General features: G+C 59.4%; 15 protein-coding genes. 9 read left to right on the forward strand and 6 right to left on the reverse strand.

The genetic code is table 11. The features are described 5' to 3' along the window. Genes FMN52_RS11495 through FMN52_RS11505 form a run of 3 tightly spaced genes read right to left on the reverse strand, consistent with a single transcriptional unit; the run spans position 1 to position 2505 of the window. Positions 1 to 765 (reverse strand): DnaJ domain-containing protein, encoded by a 765-nt coding sequence (locus tag FMN52_RS11495; protein ID WP_162851869.1) that lies wholly within the window; start codon positions 763 to 765, stop codon positions 1 to 3. Then, positions 752 to 1450, reverse strand: coding sequence for an N-acetylmuramate alpha-1-phosphate uridylyltransferase MurU (gene murU / locus FMN52_RS11500; protein WP_148608747.1), 699 nt, complete (start codon positions 1448 to 1450; stop codon positions 752 to 754). Before murU ends, FMN52_RS11495 begins: the two co-directional genes overlap by 14 nt. After that, positions 1447 to 2505: a phosphotransferase gene (locus FMN52_RS11505; protein WP_148608748.1), complete on the reverse strand. Its 1059-nt coding sequence runs from the start codon at positions 2503 to 2505 to the stop codon at positions 1447 to 1449. The genes murU and FMN52_RS11505 overlap by 4 nt, the downstream gene beginning before the upstream one ends. A 244-nt stretch (positions 2506 to 2749) precedes the next feature. Between FMN52_RS11505 and lptD the strand changes: the two genes are divergently transcribed. The 9 genes from lptD (at position 2750) to slmA (ending at position 11295) form a co-directional block, all read left to right on the forward strand. Further along, positions 2750 to 5071 carry an LPS assembly protein LptD gene (gene lptD, locus FMN52_RS11510; RefSeq protein WP_148609740.1) on the forward strand — a complete coding sequence of 774 codons (2322 nt, stop codon included), beginning with the start codon at positions 2750 to 2752 and terminating at the stop codon, positions 5069 to 5071. 64 nt (positions 5072 to 5135) lie between these two features. Continuing rightward, positions 5136 to 6476 (forward strand): peptidylprolyl isomerase, encoded by a 1341-nt coding sequence (locus FMN52_RS11515; RefSeq protein WP_148608749.1) that lies wholly within the window; start codon positions 5136 to 5138, stop codon positions 6474 to 6476. Beyond that, the gene (pdxA, locus tag FMN52_RS11520; RefSeq protein ID WP_148608750.1) at positions 6476 to 7486 is read left to right on the forward strand and encodes a 4-hydroxythreonine-4-phosphate dehydrogenase PdxA; all 1011 of its coding nucleotides are present in this window, start codon (positions 6476 to 6478) and stop codon (positions 7484 to 7486) included. Before FMN52_RS11515 ends, pdxA begins: the two co-directional genes overlap by 1 nt. Beyond that, positions 7483 to 8313 carry a 16S rRNA (adenine(1518)-N(6)/adenine(1519)-N(6))-dimethyltransferase RsmA gene (rsmA, locus tag FMN52_RS11525; RefSeq protein ID WP_148608751.1) on the forward strand — a complete coding sequence of 277 codons (831 nt, stop codon included), beginning with the start codon at positions 7483 to 7485 and terminating at the stop codon, positions 8311 to 8313. The genes pdxA and rsmA overlap by 4 nt, the downstream gene beginning before the upstream one ends. Beyond that, on the forward strand, positions 8306 to 9106 hold the full coding sequence (locus FMN52_RS11530; RefSeq protein ID WP_148608752.1) for a symmetrical bis(5'-nucleosyl)-tetraphosphatase: 801 nt from the start codon (positions 8306 to 8308) through the stop codon (positions 9104 to 9106). The genes rsmA and FMN52_RS11530 overlap by 8 nt, the downstream gene beginning before the upstream one ends. A gap of 76 nt (positions 9107 to 9182) precedes the next feature. Next, a complete protein-coding gene (locus tag FMN52_RS11535; protein ID WP_148609741.1) occupies positions 9183 to 9509 on the forward strand; it encodes a DUF423 domain-containing protein in 327 nt (108 codons plus the stop codon). 25 nt (positions 9510 to 9534) lie between these two features. Next, positions 9535 to 9735 (forward strand): sulfur carrier protein ThiS, encoded by a 201-nt coding sequence (gene thiS / locus FMN52_RS11540; protein ID WP_148608753.1) that lies wholly within the window; start codon positions 9535 to 9537, stop codon positions 9733 to 9735. Between the two features lie 72 nt (positions 9736 to 9807). Further along, on the forward strand, positions 9808 to 10617 hold the full coding sequence (locus FMN52_RS11545) for a thiazole synthase (protein ID WP_148608754.1): 810 nt from the start codon (positions 9808 to 9810) through the stop codon (positions 10615 to 10617). A 90-nt stretch (positions 10618 to 10707) separates the two neighbouring features. After that, on the forward strand, positions 10708 to 11295 hold the full coding sequence (gene slmA, locus FMN52_RS11550) for a nucleoid occlusion factor SlmA (protein ID WP_008173360.1): 588 nt from the start codon (positions 10708 to 10710) through the stop codon (positions 11293 to 11295). Between the two features lie 315 nt (positions 11296 to 11610). Here slmA and FMN52_RS11555 read toward each other — a convergent pair whose 3' ends face one another. From FMN52_RS11555 to FMN52_RS11565, 3 genes are all read right to left on the reverse strand, one after another. Continuing rightward, the gene (locus FMN52_RS11555) at positions 11611 to 12435 is read right to left on the reverse strand and encodes an inositol monophosphatase family protein (protein ID WP_148608755.1); all 825 of its coding nucleotides are present in this window, start codon (positions 12433 to 12435) and stop codon (positions 11611 to 11613) included. Positions 12436 to 12491: 56 nt separating this feature from the next. Then, entirely contained in the window at positions 12492 to 13787 is a 1296-nt protein-coding gene (locus FMN52_RS11560) for an aminotransferase class I/II-fold pyridoxal phosphate-dependent enzyme (RefSeq protein ID WP_148608756.1), read from the reverse strand. Between the two features lie 112 nt (positions 13788 to 13899). Continuing rightward, positions 13900 to 15198 carry a substrate-binding domain-containing protein gene (locus FMN52_RS11565; RefSeq protein ID WP_240339468.1) on the reverse strand — a complete coding sequence of 433 codons (1299 nt, stop codon included), beginning with the start codon at positions 15196 to 15198 and terminating at the stop codon, positions 13900 to 13902. Between the last annotated feature and the right edge of the window lie 99 nt (positions 15199 to 15297).

Here is a 15297-nt window from a genome sequence, read left to right on the forward strand (position 1 = left end):
CTAGGGTTGGCGGAAGGTGTTGTGGCGCTTGATCAGATCCCAGGCCTGCTGATAGTTGAGCAGACGTTCCTTGGCCAGACTTCGATCGCGGGCATCAACCTGCTGTTGGGCGAGCTTGTCCGGATGGCATTCGGATACCTTCTTGCGGTAGGCCCGTTTAATCACCTCCAGTGAATCCCGTCGGGTAACTCCCAAGAGTTCGCAGGCCTGCTGATAACTGGTGGGTATGGAGAGGTTCTCGCTGTGCCGGGTCCAGACCTTGCTGGCATAGCTGTCGAAAATGTCCTCGCTGACGGTCACAGGCAAACCAATCTGGTCGATAGCATCTTCGCAGCGGTAGCGTCTGGACCTACCGGGCCGGCCGTTCAATTGACTGGCGTGGCACAGGCAGATAGCGGCTTTCAGGGCCGGGGCTGGCCATAGACGGCGGGACAGGCGCATGGCCAGCCCGCGGACGAAGGGCAGTTGCTCGGCCGACTTGCCCTGCTGGAACCAGTCAATGGCACGCTGGCGCTGACGCTTCGACAGCCTCATGGCTTTGATCAGGGATTCAGCATGGCCAATGTCGGCTTCAGTCACCCGTCCCTCTGCCTTGGCGATGTAACCCAGGAAAAAGAACAGGGGGCGCCGGCACCAGCGGGGCAGGTGGGCGCGCTCAATAAGAGTCGGGGCCTGGTGGCCGCAGGCCGAGAGTTCCCGCATCAGGCTTGAGAACTCGGCTTCCATCCGGGCCGGCAGCGCCGGTTGTCTCTTACTGCCGGTCATGGTTTTCGGGTTCCCTGTCGGCCAGTCGCCGATCCAGCGCCTGCAGGCGTTCCGGGGTGCCGACGTCAACCCATTGTCCCGGATGGTAAAGCCCCTTCACGCGGCCTTCGCGCATAGCGTTGCGCAACACCGGTCCCAGCTTTCCGGCCTGGTCGGTCAGGCCCTCGAACAGGCGCCGGTGCAACAGACTGATGCCGGTAAAAGTCAGCGTATCCGGGCCATCGTCAATCAGCGACCCCAGATCGGTCAGGTTAAAGTCACCTTGAGGGTGGTGTGCTGGGTTGTCGGTGACAACCAATAGGGCGTCTGCGTCAACCGTCGGAGTCAGCTGTGACAGGTCGAAATCGCTCCAGATATCGCCATTGATCACGATAAACCAGTCAGACTCCTCATCGGCAAGCAGGGGCAGGGCGCGCACGATGCCGCCAGCGGTTTCCAGGGGCTCGCCTTCCCGGGAGTATTGAATGGACAGTCCGAATTGGTCGCCATTCCCCAGGGTTTCTTCAATCTGGTCTCCCAGCCAGGCGTGGTTGATAACCACGTGACGGATTCCTGCCCGGCGCAGGTGCTCCAGATGGTAGCTGATCAGAGGCTTGCCAGCGGCTCTGAGCAGTGGTTTTGGTGTGGCCAGAGTCAGTGGCCGCATGCGCTCACCTTTGCCGGCGGCGAGAATCATGGCTTTCACTGGGGTGGATTCTCCTGGCCGGGTGCCGGGCCAATGCTTGCCGAGATCCGGGGCATGACCGTGTCGCTGAGCCATTCGTGGAAGTGGCGCAGGGCCGGCTGCCGGCTGCTGGCAACGATCAGGTACTGAACGGTTCGGGGAATATCATTGAGATAGCTGTGCTTGCCATCCCGGATGGACAGCCGGGCGAAAATCCCGGCGGCCTTCAGGTGGCGCTGCATGCCCATCAGCTCAAACCACTGTCGGAAGGTTTCCGGATCAGCCCGGTGGAGGCCTGCGGCACTGCTGCTCTGGCGATACGCTTCCAGCCACTCGCAGATGCGCTCTTCCGGCCACTGGATGTAGCAATCCTTCAGCAGCGACACGACGTCATAGGTGACCGGCCCGGTGACAGCGTCCTGAAAGTCGATGACGCCGGGTCGAGGTTTGTCCGGGCGGACCAGCAGATTGCGGGAATGATAGTCCCGATGAACGGTCACTTCCGGCTGGGCCAATGCGCTTTCCCGCAGCATGGAAAAAGTGGTGTCGAGCAGGGCTCGCTCACTGTTTTCGAGGCTCATGCCCAGATGCTGCTCCAGTAGCCAGTCCGGAAACAACGCCATTTCCCGCTCAAGCAGGGTGGCATCGTAGGGCGGTAGGGGGTATTCCTCGGGCGAAGGCTGGCGGGCAATGAGGGTCAACTCTGCCAGGGCATTCCGGTAGAGCTGATCTGCTGAATCGGCGTTCAACTGGCCGAGCATCAGCCGGTCGCCAAAATCCTCCAGCAGCAGGAAGCCCTCCTTCAGATCGGCCTGGACGATCTCCGGTACGGCAATCCCCTGGCGGTGCCAGTGCCGTGCGATGGCCACGAAGGGCTCGCAGTCTTCATGTTCCGGGGGAGCGTCCATGACAATAAAAGGCACGGCACCACCGGAAGCCATCGCCTCATTGGCGCGCTGCCAGACTCGAAAATAGCGGCGAAAACTGGCATCGCCGGAGACCGGTTCGGCTTCGCACTGTTCGAAGCCGGGGAACTGTCTGACCCAGTTGGTCAGCAACTGCAGGCGGGTATCCATAGCTCGGGTTGCGATCCTGAAAATAAGTTGTCGCTGACAGCGAAAGTTAGCAGACGAGTATAAAGAGGGTAAATCGGTTTTGCAGCGGAGTTTCCGTTAACAACCCTTGAGGGCACGTGTAAACTAGGCAGCGGTCTATATTGCCCGTCCTCCAATTCACCCGGAACAGGATCCAGCCACCGTGCCATGTCCCGAACGCCCACTGCAATCGCCGGAAAGCCGGTGGCAGAGCCGGAATGGCCGTGTGTTGCTGGCCGTGGTTGTTGGGTTGGGCGTTACGGATGGGTATGCCGAGACACCGCCGTCAGCGGCGGAAATAGACTGGCGGCCCAGAGCAGAGCTGCCAGCCGAGGCCCGGTCCTCGTTGCCCCTTTTCTGCGAAGGGGGGTATCTGCCTTCCGGTCGCACTAATGGCGTTGGCAGTGCGTTTGCCGTTGGCAGCGATTCTGAGCAACCGCTGGAAGCCAGCGGCTTGAACGCCCGCTACGAGATTGACCGGACGCTGTTTCTTCAGGGTGATGTCCGCATTCGCCAGGGCGGCTTTCAGGTAACCGGTTCAGAGGCCCGCTACAGCCAGCAGGAGGGCGCAGTATCGGTGCAGGGGCCGCTGGTCAGTCGCGGCGACGGCTTCCTTCTCACTGGTGAGAACGCGAACTACGACGTCGATAGTGGGCGCCTGGACATCAACACTGCGACATTCCTGCTTCATGGTCCGGAAATGCGCGGTCGTGCAGGCAGTCTGTCGCGCATCAGCGAGGAACAAGTAGTCATTGAAGATGGCTTTCTGACCACCTGTGGCCCCAGCCAGAATGACTGGGCCATTGTTGCCTCGGATATCAGGCTGGATCGGGCGCAAGGATTTGGTACCGCGAAACACGTTCGATTGGAAGTCCTGGATGTGCCGGTGTTCTATTGGCCGTGGGCGAGCTTTCCCATTGATGATCGCCGCAAGTCCGGTTTCCTTTACCCGCAGTTCGGCTCTTCCAGTGCCGGCAGCGGCGGCTTTCTTGCCGTGCCCTACTACTTCAATCTGGCACCCCATTACGACGCGACGCTGACGCCCCAGTACATTCATGGCCGGGGCCTGTTCAACGAAGTCGAAGGCCGGTACCTCAGCTCTCTCGGGGAAACTACCCTGCAGCTTGGGTACATCGGCAATGATTCGGCGTTCCGGGAGGAAAATCCCGGTGAGTCCGGTGAGCGCTGGGCCCTCGATGCCACCACTCGCGCTGCCCTGGGTCGTGGCTGGCGGGGCTACGGAGATTTTTCCGTGGTGAGCGACGAGGACTATCTCAGCGATCTGAACCGCAGCCTGGAGATCAACCAGGCAACCCATTTGCAAAGAAAGGGCGGGGTGACCTACCGAAGCGACAAGCAGTATTTCGATGCCTACCTCAATGACTACCAGACCATCAGTGATCGCATAGCCGATGTGGACAAGCCCTATGCCCAGTTGCCGGAAGTCATCTACGCGGGGCAGACCGGTGCCGGTATTGTGGAGGCCAATCTGGAAAGCCAGTACACAGTGTTTTACCGGGAGAACGAAGCACTGACCGGTCTGGACCGGGCCAATGGCCAGCGTTTCCGGGCGCGGCCGGAGCTGGCGTTGCCGATGCGGGCCTTGTGGGGGTTCAGCCGGCCGTCGGTGAGCCTTGATTACACCCGCTACGATCTGGATGACTACGAATTGGGCGATGGTACCTTTGATCGCACTGTGCCGGTTGCCGAATGGGATAACGGGTTGTATTTCGACCGACAGAGCAGCCTGTTTGATGTGCCCTACAACCAGACTCTGGAGCCCCGGCTCTATTACGCCTGGGCCGATGCCGATCCGGACCAGAACGACATCCCGGATTTCGATACCGACCTTCAGACCTTTCGTTTTGAACAGCTGTTTCGCCCTGACCGCTTTACCGGCGGTGACCGGGTGGGCGATGCCAACCAGTTGACGGTTGCCCTGACCAGCCGTTTCAATGACCTGCTCACCGGGGCAGAGCGTGCCCGGTTCAGTATTGGCCAGGTCCAGTATTTTGAGGATCGCGAGGTGACCCTGTTTGGTGAAGGTGCCGGCACCCGGAGCCGTTCACCGCTAGCGGGTGAAGTGGTGCTTAACCCGCTCGATACTCTGGAGATCCGGTCGTCCGGCCTCTGGGATCCAGATACCGGCAATACCGAGGAAGGCCGGAGCCAGCTGACCTTCCACTCCAGTGATTATCGCTACCTGGCTAGCGTCGGGCACACGTACAGCAGGGATGAACTGGAACAGTCCGATATAGCGGCGGTTTTCCCGGTATCGGACCGTGTTAGTCTGATCGGCCGCTGGGTCTATGATTCGGATCTTGACCGGACTGTCGGATCCCTTGCCGGGCTGGAATACAATAACTGCTGCTGGAGTGTTCAGGTGGTGCACCAGAACTATCTGACCGATGACCGGGAGCTTGAGAGCCGCATACTGTTCCAGATCCAGCTGAAGGGCCTTGGCGGCAGCGATGGTGCCTCATCGAGTATTTCCGAGGCCATTTACGGTTTTGATGAAAGGGAGCGTCGTCGTTTTGGAACTCCCTGAATGGATCCTGGACTAAGGCCCCCAAAACGCGAGAAAAGCTCAAATTCTATTTGCAGAGGTGATTATGAAGGCGACCCTTCGCCATGGTGTACAAACGTTACTGGTTCTTCTTGCCGTTCTGGCCCCGCTGTCTGTTCAGGCCGAGCGTAAGCTGCTGGATCAGGTGGTGGCCATCGTCGATGAGGATGTCATCCTGCAGACCGAGCTGGAGGCGCGAATCAGCACTATTACCAGTCGTCTCAGTGCACAGGGCACGGCGCTGCCGCCGCGGCAGGTCCTGGAAGAGCGGGTGCTTGACCAACTGATCACCGAATCGATCCAGATGCAGATGGCCGACCGCGCCGGCATGCGCATCAGCGATAACGAGCTGAACGAAACCATGGCCAACATTGCCGAGCGCAATGGTATGACCCTGGCGCAGTTTGAAAACCAGCTGGCTGTCGAAGGCGTGACCTATAACCAGGCTCGCGAGCAGATCCGTAAAGAGATGCTGACCAGTCGGGTTCAGCAGCGCCAGGTAGGCAACCGCGTTCGGGTAACCGATCGGGAAGTTGAAAACTACCTGGAAAGCCTGGAGGCCCGGGGTGGCGATAACGCTCAGTACCGGCTGGCGTATATCTTTGTCAGCGTTGACGATCCGTCGGATGAAGCGGAAGTGGATGCGGCCAGGGAAAAGGCCGAGCGTCTGCGCGATGAGATTGCCAGTGGCCGTGATTTCCGCGAGGTAGCCGTTGCCGAGTCCGATGCCAGTAACGCCCTGGAAGGTGGGGATATGGGCTGGCGTGGGGAAGGCCAGCTGCCGTCTCTGGTTGCCCCGGTTGTACCGGAGTTGCCGGTGGGTGAACCGTCGGAAGTTCTGGAGAACAACAGTGGCTTCCACCTGGTGATGGTGATGGACAAGCGCGGTGGCGAGCAGCAGCAGGTGATACAGCAGCATCGTGTCCGTCACATCCTGATTCGGCCTTCCGAAGCAACCACCGACAGCCAGGCTGAAACCTTGATCCGGGACCTGTACCAACAGCTTCAGAACGGAGCCAGCTTCAGTGCCCTGGCCAGGGAGTATTCTGATGACCCGGTGTCCGGTTCCGACGGCGGTAATCTGGACTGGGTGAGTCCTGGGCAGATGGTTCCGGCGTTTGAACAGGCCATGCTGAATGCCGATATCGGCGAGTTGCGCGGGCCGTTCCGCTCCCAGTTTGGCTGGCATATCCTGCAGGTTCAGGAGCGCCGCCAAAAGGACATCAGCGGCGAAGTGCGCGACGCCGAGGCTCGCCAGGCCATCTATCGCCGCAAATTCGAGACCGAATTACAGAACTGGCTCCAGGAAATCCGCGATGAGGCCTTCATCGAGTTCAAGGGCGAGTACGCGAAGGACGCGCCGGCAGAAGAAGAGCCGGTATCCTGATGAGTAATCCCGTAGTGCTGGCGCTGACAGCCGGCGAGCCCGCTGGCATCGGCCCCGAGCTGTGCCTGCAGCTGGCGCTTGAGCCCCGGACTGCTGGTGTCGTCGTGGTTGCCAGCAGGCCGTTGCTGGAAGCCCGTGCGCGACAACTGAACCTGTCAGTTGAGCTGCGTCCGTGGCGGCCCGGAGAGTCGCCGCATATGGAAGCTGGCATGTTGTCGGTGTTGCATGTGGAGGGGTGCGCCAGCTACGAGGCCGGCAGGCTTGAGACCGGCAGCAGTGCTTATGTTCTCAGGACGCTGGAAGTTGCTGCCAACGGCTGCCTGAGCGGAGATTTTGACGGCATGGTGACGGCGCCTGTCCACAAAGGCGTAATCAACGACGCCGGCATTGCGTTTAGTGGCCATACCGAGTTTCTGCAGGCCCTTTGCGGAGTTGAGCGGGTCGTCATGATGCTGGCGACCGAAGAGCTGCGCGTCGCGCTGGTAACCACCCACTTACCGCTCAAGGACGTATCTGCCGCCATTACCCGGGAGCGCCTGACCCAGGTGACGCGAATTCTCAATGCCGATTTGAAAAAGTTCTTCGGGATTGCCGGGCCGAGAATACTGGTAACAGGCCTGAACCCCCATGCCGGTGAAGGCGGTCACCTCGGTCGGGAGGAAATCGACACCATAGAGCCAACCCTGGAGATTCTGCGGGCCGAGGGAATCTCGCTGACCGGGCCGTTGCCGGCCGACACCCTGTTTACACCGCACTGGCTCGATCAGGCCGATGCGGTTCTTGCCATGTATCACGATCAGGGCTTGCCGGTACTGAAGTTTCAGGGCTTTGGTCGTGCTGTGAACATTACCCTGGGACTGCCAATTGTCCGCACCTCCGTGGACCATGGTACGGCTCTGGATCTGGCTGGAACCGGCAGGGCTGATGCCGGCAGCCTGCATACGGCCCTTAAGGTGGGCGAGCAAATGGCTCGTTGTCGCAAATCTGCAATGGAAGAGACCCGTTCGTGAGTAACAAAGCCGGCCATCAGGCCAGAAAGCGGTTTGGCCAGAACTTCCTGCATGATCCAGGGGTCATAGAGCAGATCATCCGTGCGATTCATCCGAAACCCGATGACTCCATCGTGGAAATTGGGCCCGGCCTGGGCGCGTTGACCGAAGAAATATTGGCCGTGAACCCGAGGCTCCAGGTTGTGGAGCTGGACCGTGACCTGATACCGGTGCTGCGCACCAAGTTCTTCAACTACCCCGAGTTCCGGATTCACGAGGCGGATGCACTAAAGTTTGATTTCAGTCAGCTCATGGTTGATCGTCCCCTGAGGATCATCGGTAACCTGCCTTACAATATATCGACGCCCCTGATCTTCCACCTGCTGTCCCAGGCGGGCGTTGTGCAGGATATGCACTTCATGCTGCAAAAAGAGGTGGTGCAGCGGATGGCCGCGGTTCCGGGCGACAACAATTACGGGCGCCTTGGCATCATGACGCAGTACTTCTGCAGGGTGCAGCCGTTGTTTGAGGTGGGCCCTGGCGCTTTCCGCCCGGCGCCCAAAGTGGATTCGGCTATTGTCCGGCTGGTACCTCACAAGACCTTGCCCCACCCGGCAAAGGATTTGGTGACGCTCCAGGCAGTGGTCCGCACGGCGTTCAACGCGCGCCGGAAAACCCTTCGCAAGGCGCTCGGCGGTATGGTGTCGGTCGAGCAGCTCCAGAGTCTGGGCATCAATGATGGCCTGCGCCCCGAGAACCTCGGATTGGCCGATTACGTGACCATTGCAGACCTGCTGGTTGATGAGAAGGGCTCAACTAATCCGGCCAACGAGGTAAGTGATGACTGACTACGCCATAGGCGATATTCAGGGCTGTTACGAACGCCTGAGGGATGTCCTGGACAAAGTGGATTTCTCTCCTTCTCGTGACCGTTTGTGGGTAGCGGGCGACCTGATCAATCGTGGGCCGTCCTCACTGGCAACCTTGAGGTATATCGAAAGCCTTGGTGATTCGGCGGTGGTGGTGCTCGGCAATCATGACCTGCATCTGCTGGCGGTGTCCCTGGGTGGTCATCAGACGCGCCGCAAAGACACCCTTGCCGATATTCTGGAAGCACCTGATTACGACCGATTGGTGAATTGGCTCCGGCAGCAGAATCTGTGCGTTCAGGATCCAGTCCGGAATCTGGTGATGACCCACGCCGGTTTGCCTCATATATGGTCTGTCGGCGAGGCCATGGCGTGTGCTCAGGAAGTGGAAGCGGTGATCCGGGGCGATGCAGCAGAGGAATACTTCACCCAGATGTACGGGAACCAGCCCGAACGCTGGGACGAATCCCTGCAAGGTATGGACCGCTGGCGGGTCATTACCAATTATTTCACCCGCATGCGCTTTATTGCTGAGGATGGCACCCTGGAGCTGGCGGCCAAGGAAGCTGTCGACAGCGCCCCTGAAGGTTTCGAGCCGTGGTTTCATTTCCCTCGGAATGACGATGTCCGAGTGGTGTTTGGCCACTGGGCAGCCCTGGAAGGAAAAACCGGCAGCGACCGGTTTATAGGCCTGGATACCGGATGTGTCTGGGGCGGCGCATTGACCATGATGAACCTGGATTCAGGAGAAAAGATCCACTGTGACTGCTGAGTCCGTACAAGAGGCGACCGGCCGTGTGCTTGGGTTTCCGCTGGTTGCGGGAGCCTTCCTGGCGCTTCTGGCGGTGATGGCTGGCGCCTTTGGGGCACATGGGCTGCGCAACCTGGTCAGTGAACGTAGCCTTGAAGTTTTCCAGACCGCCGTCACATATCAGATGTACCATTCCGTAGCGCTGGTTCTGTTGGCATTGCTGGCCGGACAGAGCCTCCCCAGAAAGTTGCTGGGTTGGTCGGCGGGTTTTTTTCTGGCCGGCATCCTGTTGTTCAGCGGCAGTCTTTATTTGCTGGTGCTGACAGACATCCGCTGGATCGGTCCGATAACTCCCCTGGGCGGAGTATGCTTCATGGTGGGTTGGGCGCTGTTAATAACCGCCGGCCTAAGCCGGAACAAGTGATGAATACAGAGGTTCAAGAGTCACGATGCAGGTTCAGGTAAATGGCAATGCAATGGAGCTGCCGAACGGCGCAACCATTGCCACGCTGATTGAAAAGATGGCTCTCGCAGGCAAGCGGCTGGCGGTTGAGGTGAACGAGGACATAGTCCCACGAAGCCGGCACCCGGAATTTACCCTGAGCGATGGTGACCGTGTTGAAGTTGTGCACGCGATTGGCGGCGGCTGAACAGGGCGGTCCGCTAAACCCGCCAACCACGGCGGTTTCCATCCTTCAGTATTCAAATTATTCAGGAACACTATGACAGAGACATCCGAATTCCAGCTTCCAGAAGACAAACCGCTCGAAATTGCCGGGCGGGTCTACCAATCCCGTTTGCTCGTCGGCACCGGCAAATATCGAGATATGATGGAAACCGGTCACGCCATCGAGTCCAGTGGTGCGGAAATTGTCACCGTTGCGGTTCGCCGTACCAATCTTGGGCAGAATCCCGATGAGCCGAATCTGCTGGATGTGATTTCCCCGGACAGCTATACCATTTTGCCCAACACGGCCGGTTGCTACACCGCGAAAGATGCCGTACGCACCTGCAAGCTGGCCCGTGAGCTTCTGGATGGTCATGATCTGGTGAAGCTGGAGGTCCTTGGTGAAGAGAAGACCCTTTACCCGAACATGACCGAAACGCTGGTGGCCGCCGAGGAGCTTATCAAGGATGGTTTCAAGGTGATGGTCTACTGCTCGGATGACCCCCTGCTGGCAAAGCGCCTGGAAGACATGGGTTGTGTGGCTATCATGCCGCTTGGCGCGCCAATAGGCTCCGGGCTGGGTATCCAGAACCGGTACAACATTCGCCTGATCGTCGAGAACGCCAATGTGCCGGTGCTCGTGGATGCCGGTGTCGGCACCGCGTCTGACGCCACCATCGCCATGGAGTTGGGCTGCGACGGCGTATTGATGAACACCGCGATTGCCCAGGCCAAAGACCCGATCAGGATGGCCAATGCCATGCGCCTGGCTATCGAGGCTGGCCGGGAAGCCTACCTGGCGGGCCGGATGCCCAAGAAGCTCTATGCCAGCGCATCCTCGCCCATTGATGGCACCTTCTTCTGATCTCGGGCACAATCCTGACTAACGATAACTGAGGGCCGGCATTGAACGACCGGCCCCGAAAACGATAAATCAGAGCGCTGCTGTCCTGCCATGACTGATCAGAAACCCAGTCGCCGAGAGGCGATTCTCCATGCTCTTGTGGAACTCCTTGAGACCGATCCGGGTGCCCGCATCACCACCGCCGGCCTCGCCAAATCCGTTGGCGTTACTGAGGCGGCCTTATATCGTCACTTTCCCAGCAAGCGGAAAATGTTCGAGGCGCTCATCGAGTTCGCTGAAGAGGCCGTGTTCTCCCGCTGTCAGGTGATCCTGCAGGAGCAGGAGGACGTGCGGGTTCGCCTCCAGCAACTGGTGCACCTGGTACTGGTGTTCGCGGAGCGCAACCCTGGCCTGTGCTGTGTGCTGACCGGAGACGCGCTGATGGGCGAAAACGACACTCTGCGCAAACGTGCTTCCCAGTTCTTCGAGCGCCTGGAAACCCAGGTTCGGCAAACCCTCAAGGAAGGCGAGATCCGCCAGGGCCTGCGGCCAAGAACCACATCCGCTCGAGGCGCAGATTTCGTCCTGGTGTTCGTGGAAGGCCGGATTCAGCGGTTTATCCGCTCGTCGTTCTCACGGTTGCCTTCCACTGACTTCGACGAGAGTTGGGGGTTGGTTGCCGAGGGTGTTTGGGGTTGAGTTTTTCGTTCGCCTCTTAAAGATTCCTAGCCTGCTTGGCCTGGAGTTTAGGCGAGGGCAGGAAGGGCTTTCCGATATCTCTCCAATGATAGAATCACGAAGCCTGTAGGTTGGATTAGGCGAAGCCGTAATCCAACAAAACACTTTTGGAATACTTTCACTGTGTCGGATTACGACTTCGTCTAATCCGACCTACCAAATTTCTCCAGATGAATTCGCGATATCACCGTAGCGATGTCGGAGCGGGTTCCCGTCCTGTGCCCGCCCCGAAGTTAACAGGTTAGTGACAACCCCCGAAGGCAATCACAAGCATAATCAGTCGTACCCCGAGGCAGACCGAAGGATAGACCGAACAGGCTCCCAGAGAGCCGGCGCCGAGATCAGGATATCGCGGCCCCAGAGGTCGGCAGGGTAGCCCTCAGGCACTTCACTGAAATGGCCAGCTGTGGCGCCTGCTTCCAGGGCGATCAGGCGGGCGGCCGCGAAGTCCCAGGGGCTGACGTTTTCATAGTAGATATCCAGTCGGCCACAGGCCACCCAGCAGATATCCAGTGCCGCGGAACCTATACGGCGCAGGTCGCGGCATTGGTGAATCATGGCATCCAGGCGTTTGACCAGCGGTTCCAGGGCGTCCTTGGTGTAGGGGAAGCCGGTGGCAAACAGGGCATCACGGGGCACGGTGGCGCCGCTGTGGCGGATCGGGCGGTTGTTCAGGGTAGCACCTTCGGAGCGAGTCGCCCGGAAGGTTTCGCCGGGGAAGGGCGCATGCACCACTCCGGCCTGAACGCGACCTTTTTCAGCATAGGCAATGGAAACCGCTACCTGGGGATGGCCGTAGGCATAATTCACGGTGCCATCGATGGGGTCCACGATCCAGAGGGGGGTGTCCAGCTCCTCGGCCTGGCTAAGGTCCGGCATGGTTTCTTCGGAGAGAATTCGGTGGCCGGGGAAGCGTTTGCGGATGGCTCCGGTGATGAATTCGTCGGCCATCACGTCGGCGTGGGTTACCAGTTCGGTCTGATGCTTGTAGTCGGTGCGCAGGGTGTTGCTGTCCCGCTCGCGGCGAATCAGTTCGCCGGCTTCCCGGGCCAGGTTTTCGGCAAAGTCGGTAATCTCGAGTAGAGAAACAGAATCAGACATGGCGCCCCCGTTGATATCCCGTTAGAGAATGAGGGCGCCAGTCTAGCACGGCAGGATCAGAGGCTGTTCAGCCACTGATCCATCTTGTCCATGGCCGTGACGAGTCGCGGGCACGCCTGTTTCACGAAGTCGTCGCCCAGTTCCTGTTCGGCATAGTCGCCGCCGGCGAGCGCCAGGGATTCGGCGCCGTCGAAGTCGACAAAGGCCAGGCGCGCTGCCAGATGATCCGGCACGAAGCCAAAGTCGCTGGCAGGCAGAATAGCCACGCCGGTGCTTTCCAGAAGGGCCTGACAGAAGGCCTGGCTGGTCTTGATGTCCTTGCTGGCCAGCTGTTCCCGGAACCCCGAGAAGTCCGGGAAGAGGTAGAACGCCCCTTCCGGTTTCTGAACCACCGCGCCCATTTCGCTCAGTCGACGATGCATGTACTCGCCAACCACCTTCAGCACCCGGCGGGACTGTTTGAGGTATTCGTCGATGTCGTCACCCCCGTTGAAAGCCGCGATGGCTGCATGCTGGATGGGGGCGCTGGTTGCCGTGTAGGTTTCACTGGCGATAATCGCCATGGCGTCCTGCAGCGTCCGGAGCTCCCGGGGGAAGATGAATGTGCCCAGGCGCCAGCCACCGGCGCCGGCCCACTTGCTCAGGCCGGTACTGATGATGGTGCCTTCCGGGTAGTAACGGGCGATGGATTTGTGCCTGCCTTCAAAATGCACCTCCCCGTAGATCTCATCCGACAGAAGGATAAGTTTGTATTTGCGGGCGACGTTGGCAATGGCCAGCAACTGGTCGTCAGTGTAGGTACAGCCGGTCGGGTTGGACGGGTAGTTCAGAATCAGGATGCGGGGACGCGAGGGGTCATCGCGACAAATGATGTCGAGTTCCTCGGCGGTAAGCTGCCAGTTATTCTCGGCGTGGGTTGGCAGCCAGTGCACCGAGCGACCGATTATCCGGGCCTGGGGGGCGTAGGAAACCCAGCTGGGGCGAGGGATCAGCAGGTCCCCGTAGTAAGCCAGCTGAAGCATGAACAGCAGCTCCTTGGAGCCCGGGCCGATCAGCACGTCTTCCCAGGTACAGTGCATGCGCTCACTTCGGCGGATATAACCTGCAATAGCCTCGCGTAAGCCTTTGAGGCCTTTTACTGGCAGGTAGTCCTTCTCGTGGGCATGCTCCTTGAGAGCGTCCACTACGCGATCAGGAACCGGGAAGGGGGATTGTCCCAGCCCGAGTTTGATAATGTCCTTGCCCTCGGATTTGAGCTGGTTGCTCAGCTCATTGATACGAAGGGTGGCCGAGGGCTGAATGCCCCGAACGTTGAGGTTGATCGCGTAACGGTGGTCGTTTTGGATGTCCATTGTCCCTGTCTGTTGGTTGGAAGTGATCCTTCAGTATAGAAAACCCAAACATAGCTGTGATGCTGCAGCGGATAAGTGATTGCCGCAGTTGTGAGTCAGACTTTGGTATCGACTAGCGGGATTTGATCCAGACTTCCACGCGACCATTGCGAGGGCTGCCACTGCCGCCGACCGGCATGTACTGGCCATAACCGGTGTAGGCAACGTCGGGAACGTCCACCTCCTGCAGAGCCTTGCGGACCGACAGGGCGCGAAGCTCGGAGATCATCTGGGCCCGTAGTTCGTGGCTTTGGGTGTCGGCGAACCCGATCAGTAACAGGTCGTCGGCCGATCGGCCGTTCTGGATCAGGTACTGCTGAAGTCGTTGCAGGTCCCGGCGGGCCTTGTTATCGAGCTTGGTCCGGCCTTCGGAGAAGCGGAAATTGACTGTCAGGCGGTGATAGTTGCCGGTCAGGCGGCGAAAGCTCTCGGGGGTCGAGTCGTCGAACTCCGGTTTTACCGCGATGGGGTTCTGTGAGATGAATCCGGACTCGGCAACCAGCGCCTGGCCCTGCGGGCCAAGGGCAAATTCGATCAGGCCGGCGGCAAGAGGTGGAACGTCGCTCCCGGGTGTGTACATGAACAGACGCCGTGACAGCGGGTAATCCTCGCTGGCGACGGTGAGCTGGTTAGGTCGGAGTGCCGGTGCATTGCCTTCCGAGATGGCCAGCAGTTTGCTGTCTCGAACCGAGGCCAGGCCAGAGAAACCAATGCCTGAGGGATCCCGGCTAACGTCATCCGATAGCTGATCGTTGGATTCGTAGCGTTTGACGTTGCTGCCGAGTTCCAGCTGTTTCCCCAGGACCAGGGATTTGAAAGTGTCCCAGGTTCCGGAACGGTCATCCCTGGCGTAAAGGTGGATCGACCGGTCCGGTCCGCCCAGCTCGGACCAGTTACGGATCTGGCCAGCGAATACCCGGCCCAGGGTTTCAATGTTCATTGTGCTTACAGGGTTGGACGGGTGTACCAGAATGGCCAGCCCATCAATCGCAATGACGTGCTCGCTCTCCGGCGCCGTGAGGTCCGCCCGGACCCGGAATTGTTCTGCCTCCCGCGGCTTTACCGGGCGGGAAGAGGCCCAGATGTCAGCCTGGCCGGAGGCCAGCGCCTTGAAGCCGGTGCTTGATCCGTGAGCCGCAACCAGCACCTCCCTCGCCAGTTTGTTCGCTGGCGCTTGCAGGACCTGTTCGTTCTCCACGCCTGTGCCCCTGGATGCAACTTGCTCGTCGCCATGTTCGGCCAGGTAACCGGTAACCAGCATTGGGGCCAGGGTAGCGCCGACGGTATTGGAACCGTGAATTTCCAGATTATAGGCCTGGGCCTGAAACGCCAGAACGGCCGGCAGTAGCAATCCCGATAGTGTGACAGTCATCCGTGTGAGTCGCGGCATTTTTAGAAAAACCTTTACCAGACAGGTAATTGAGAGCCGAGAAGGATGATTCAAAAATATGACAATTGTGTTTCATCGGCT

Source organism: Marinobacter sp. BW6 (genome assembly GCF_008107725.1).
Lineage (GTDB): Bacteria > Pseudomonadota > Gammaproteobacteria > Pseudomonadales > Oleiphilaceae > Marinobacter.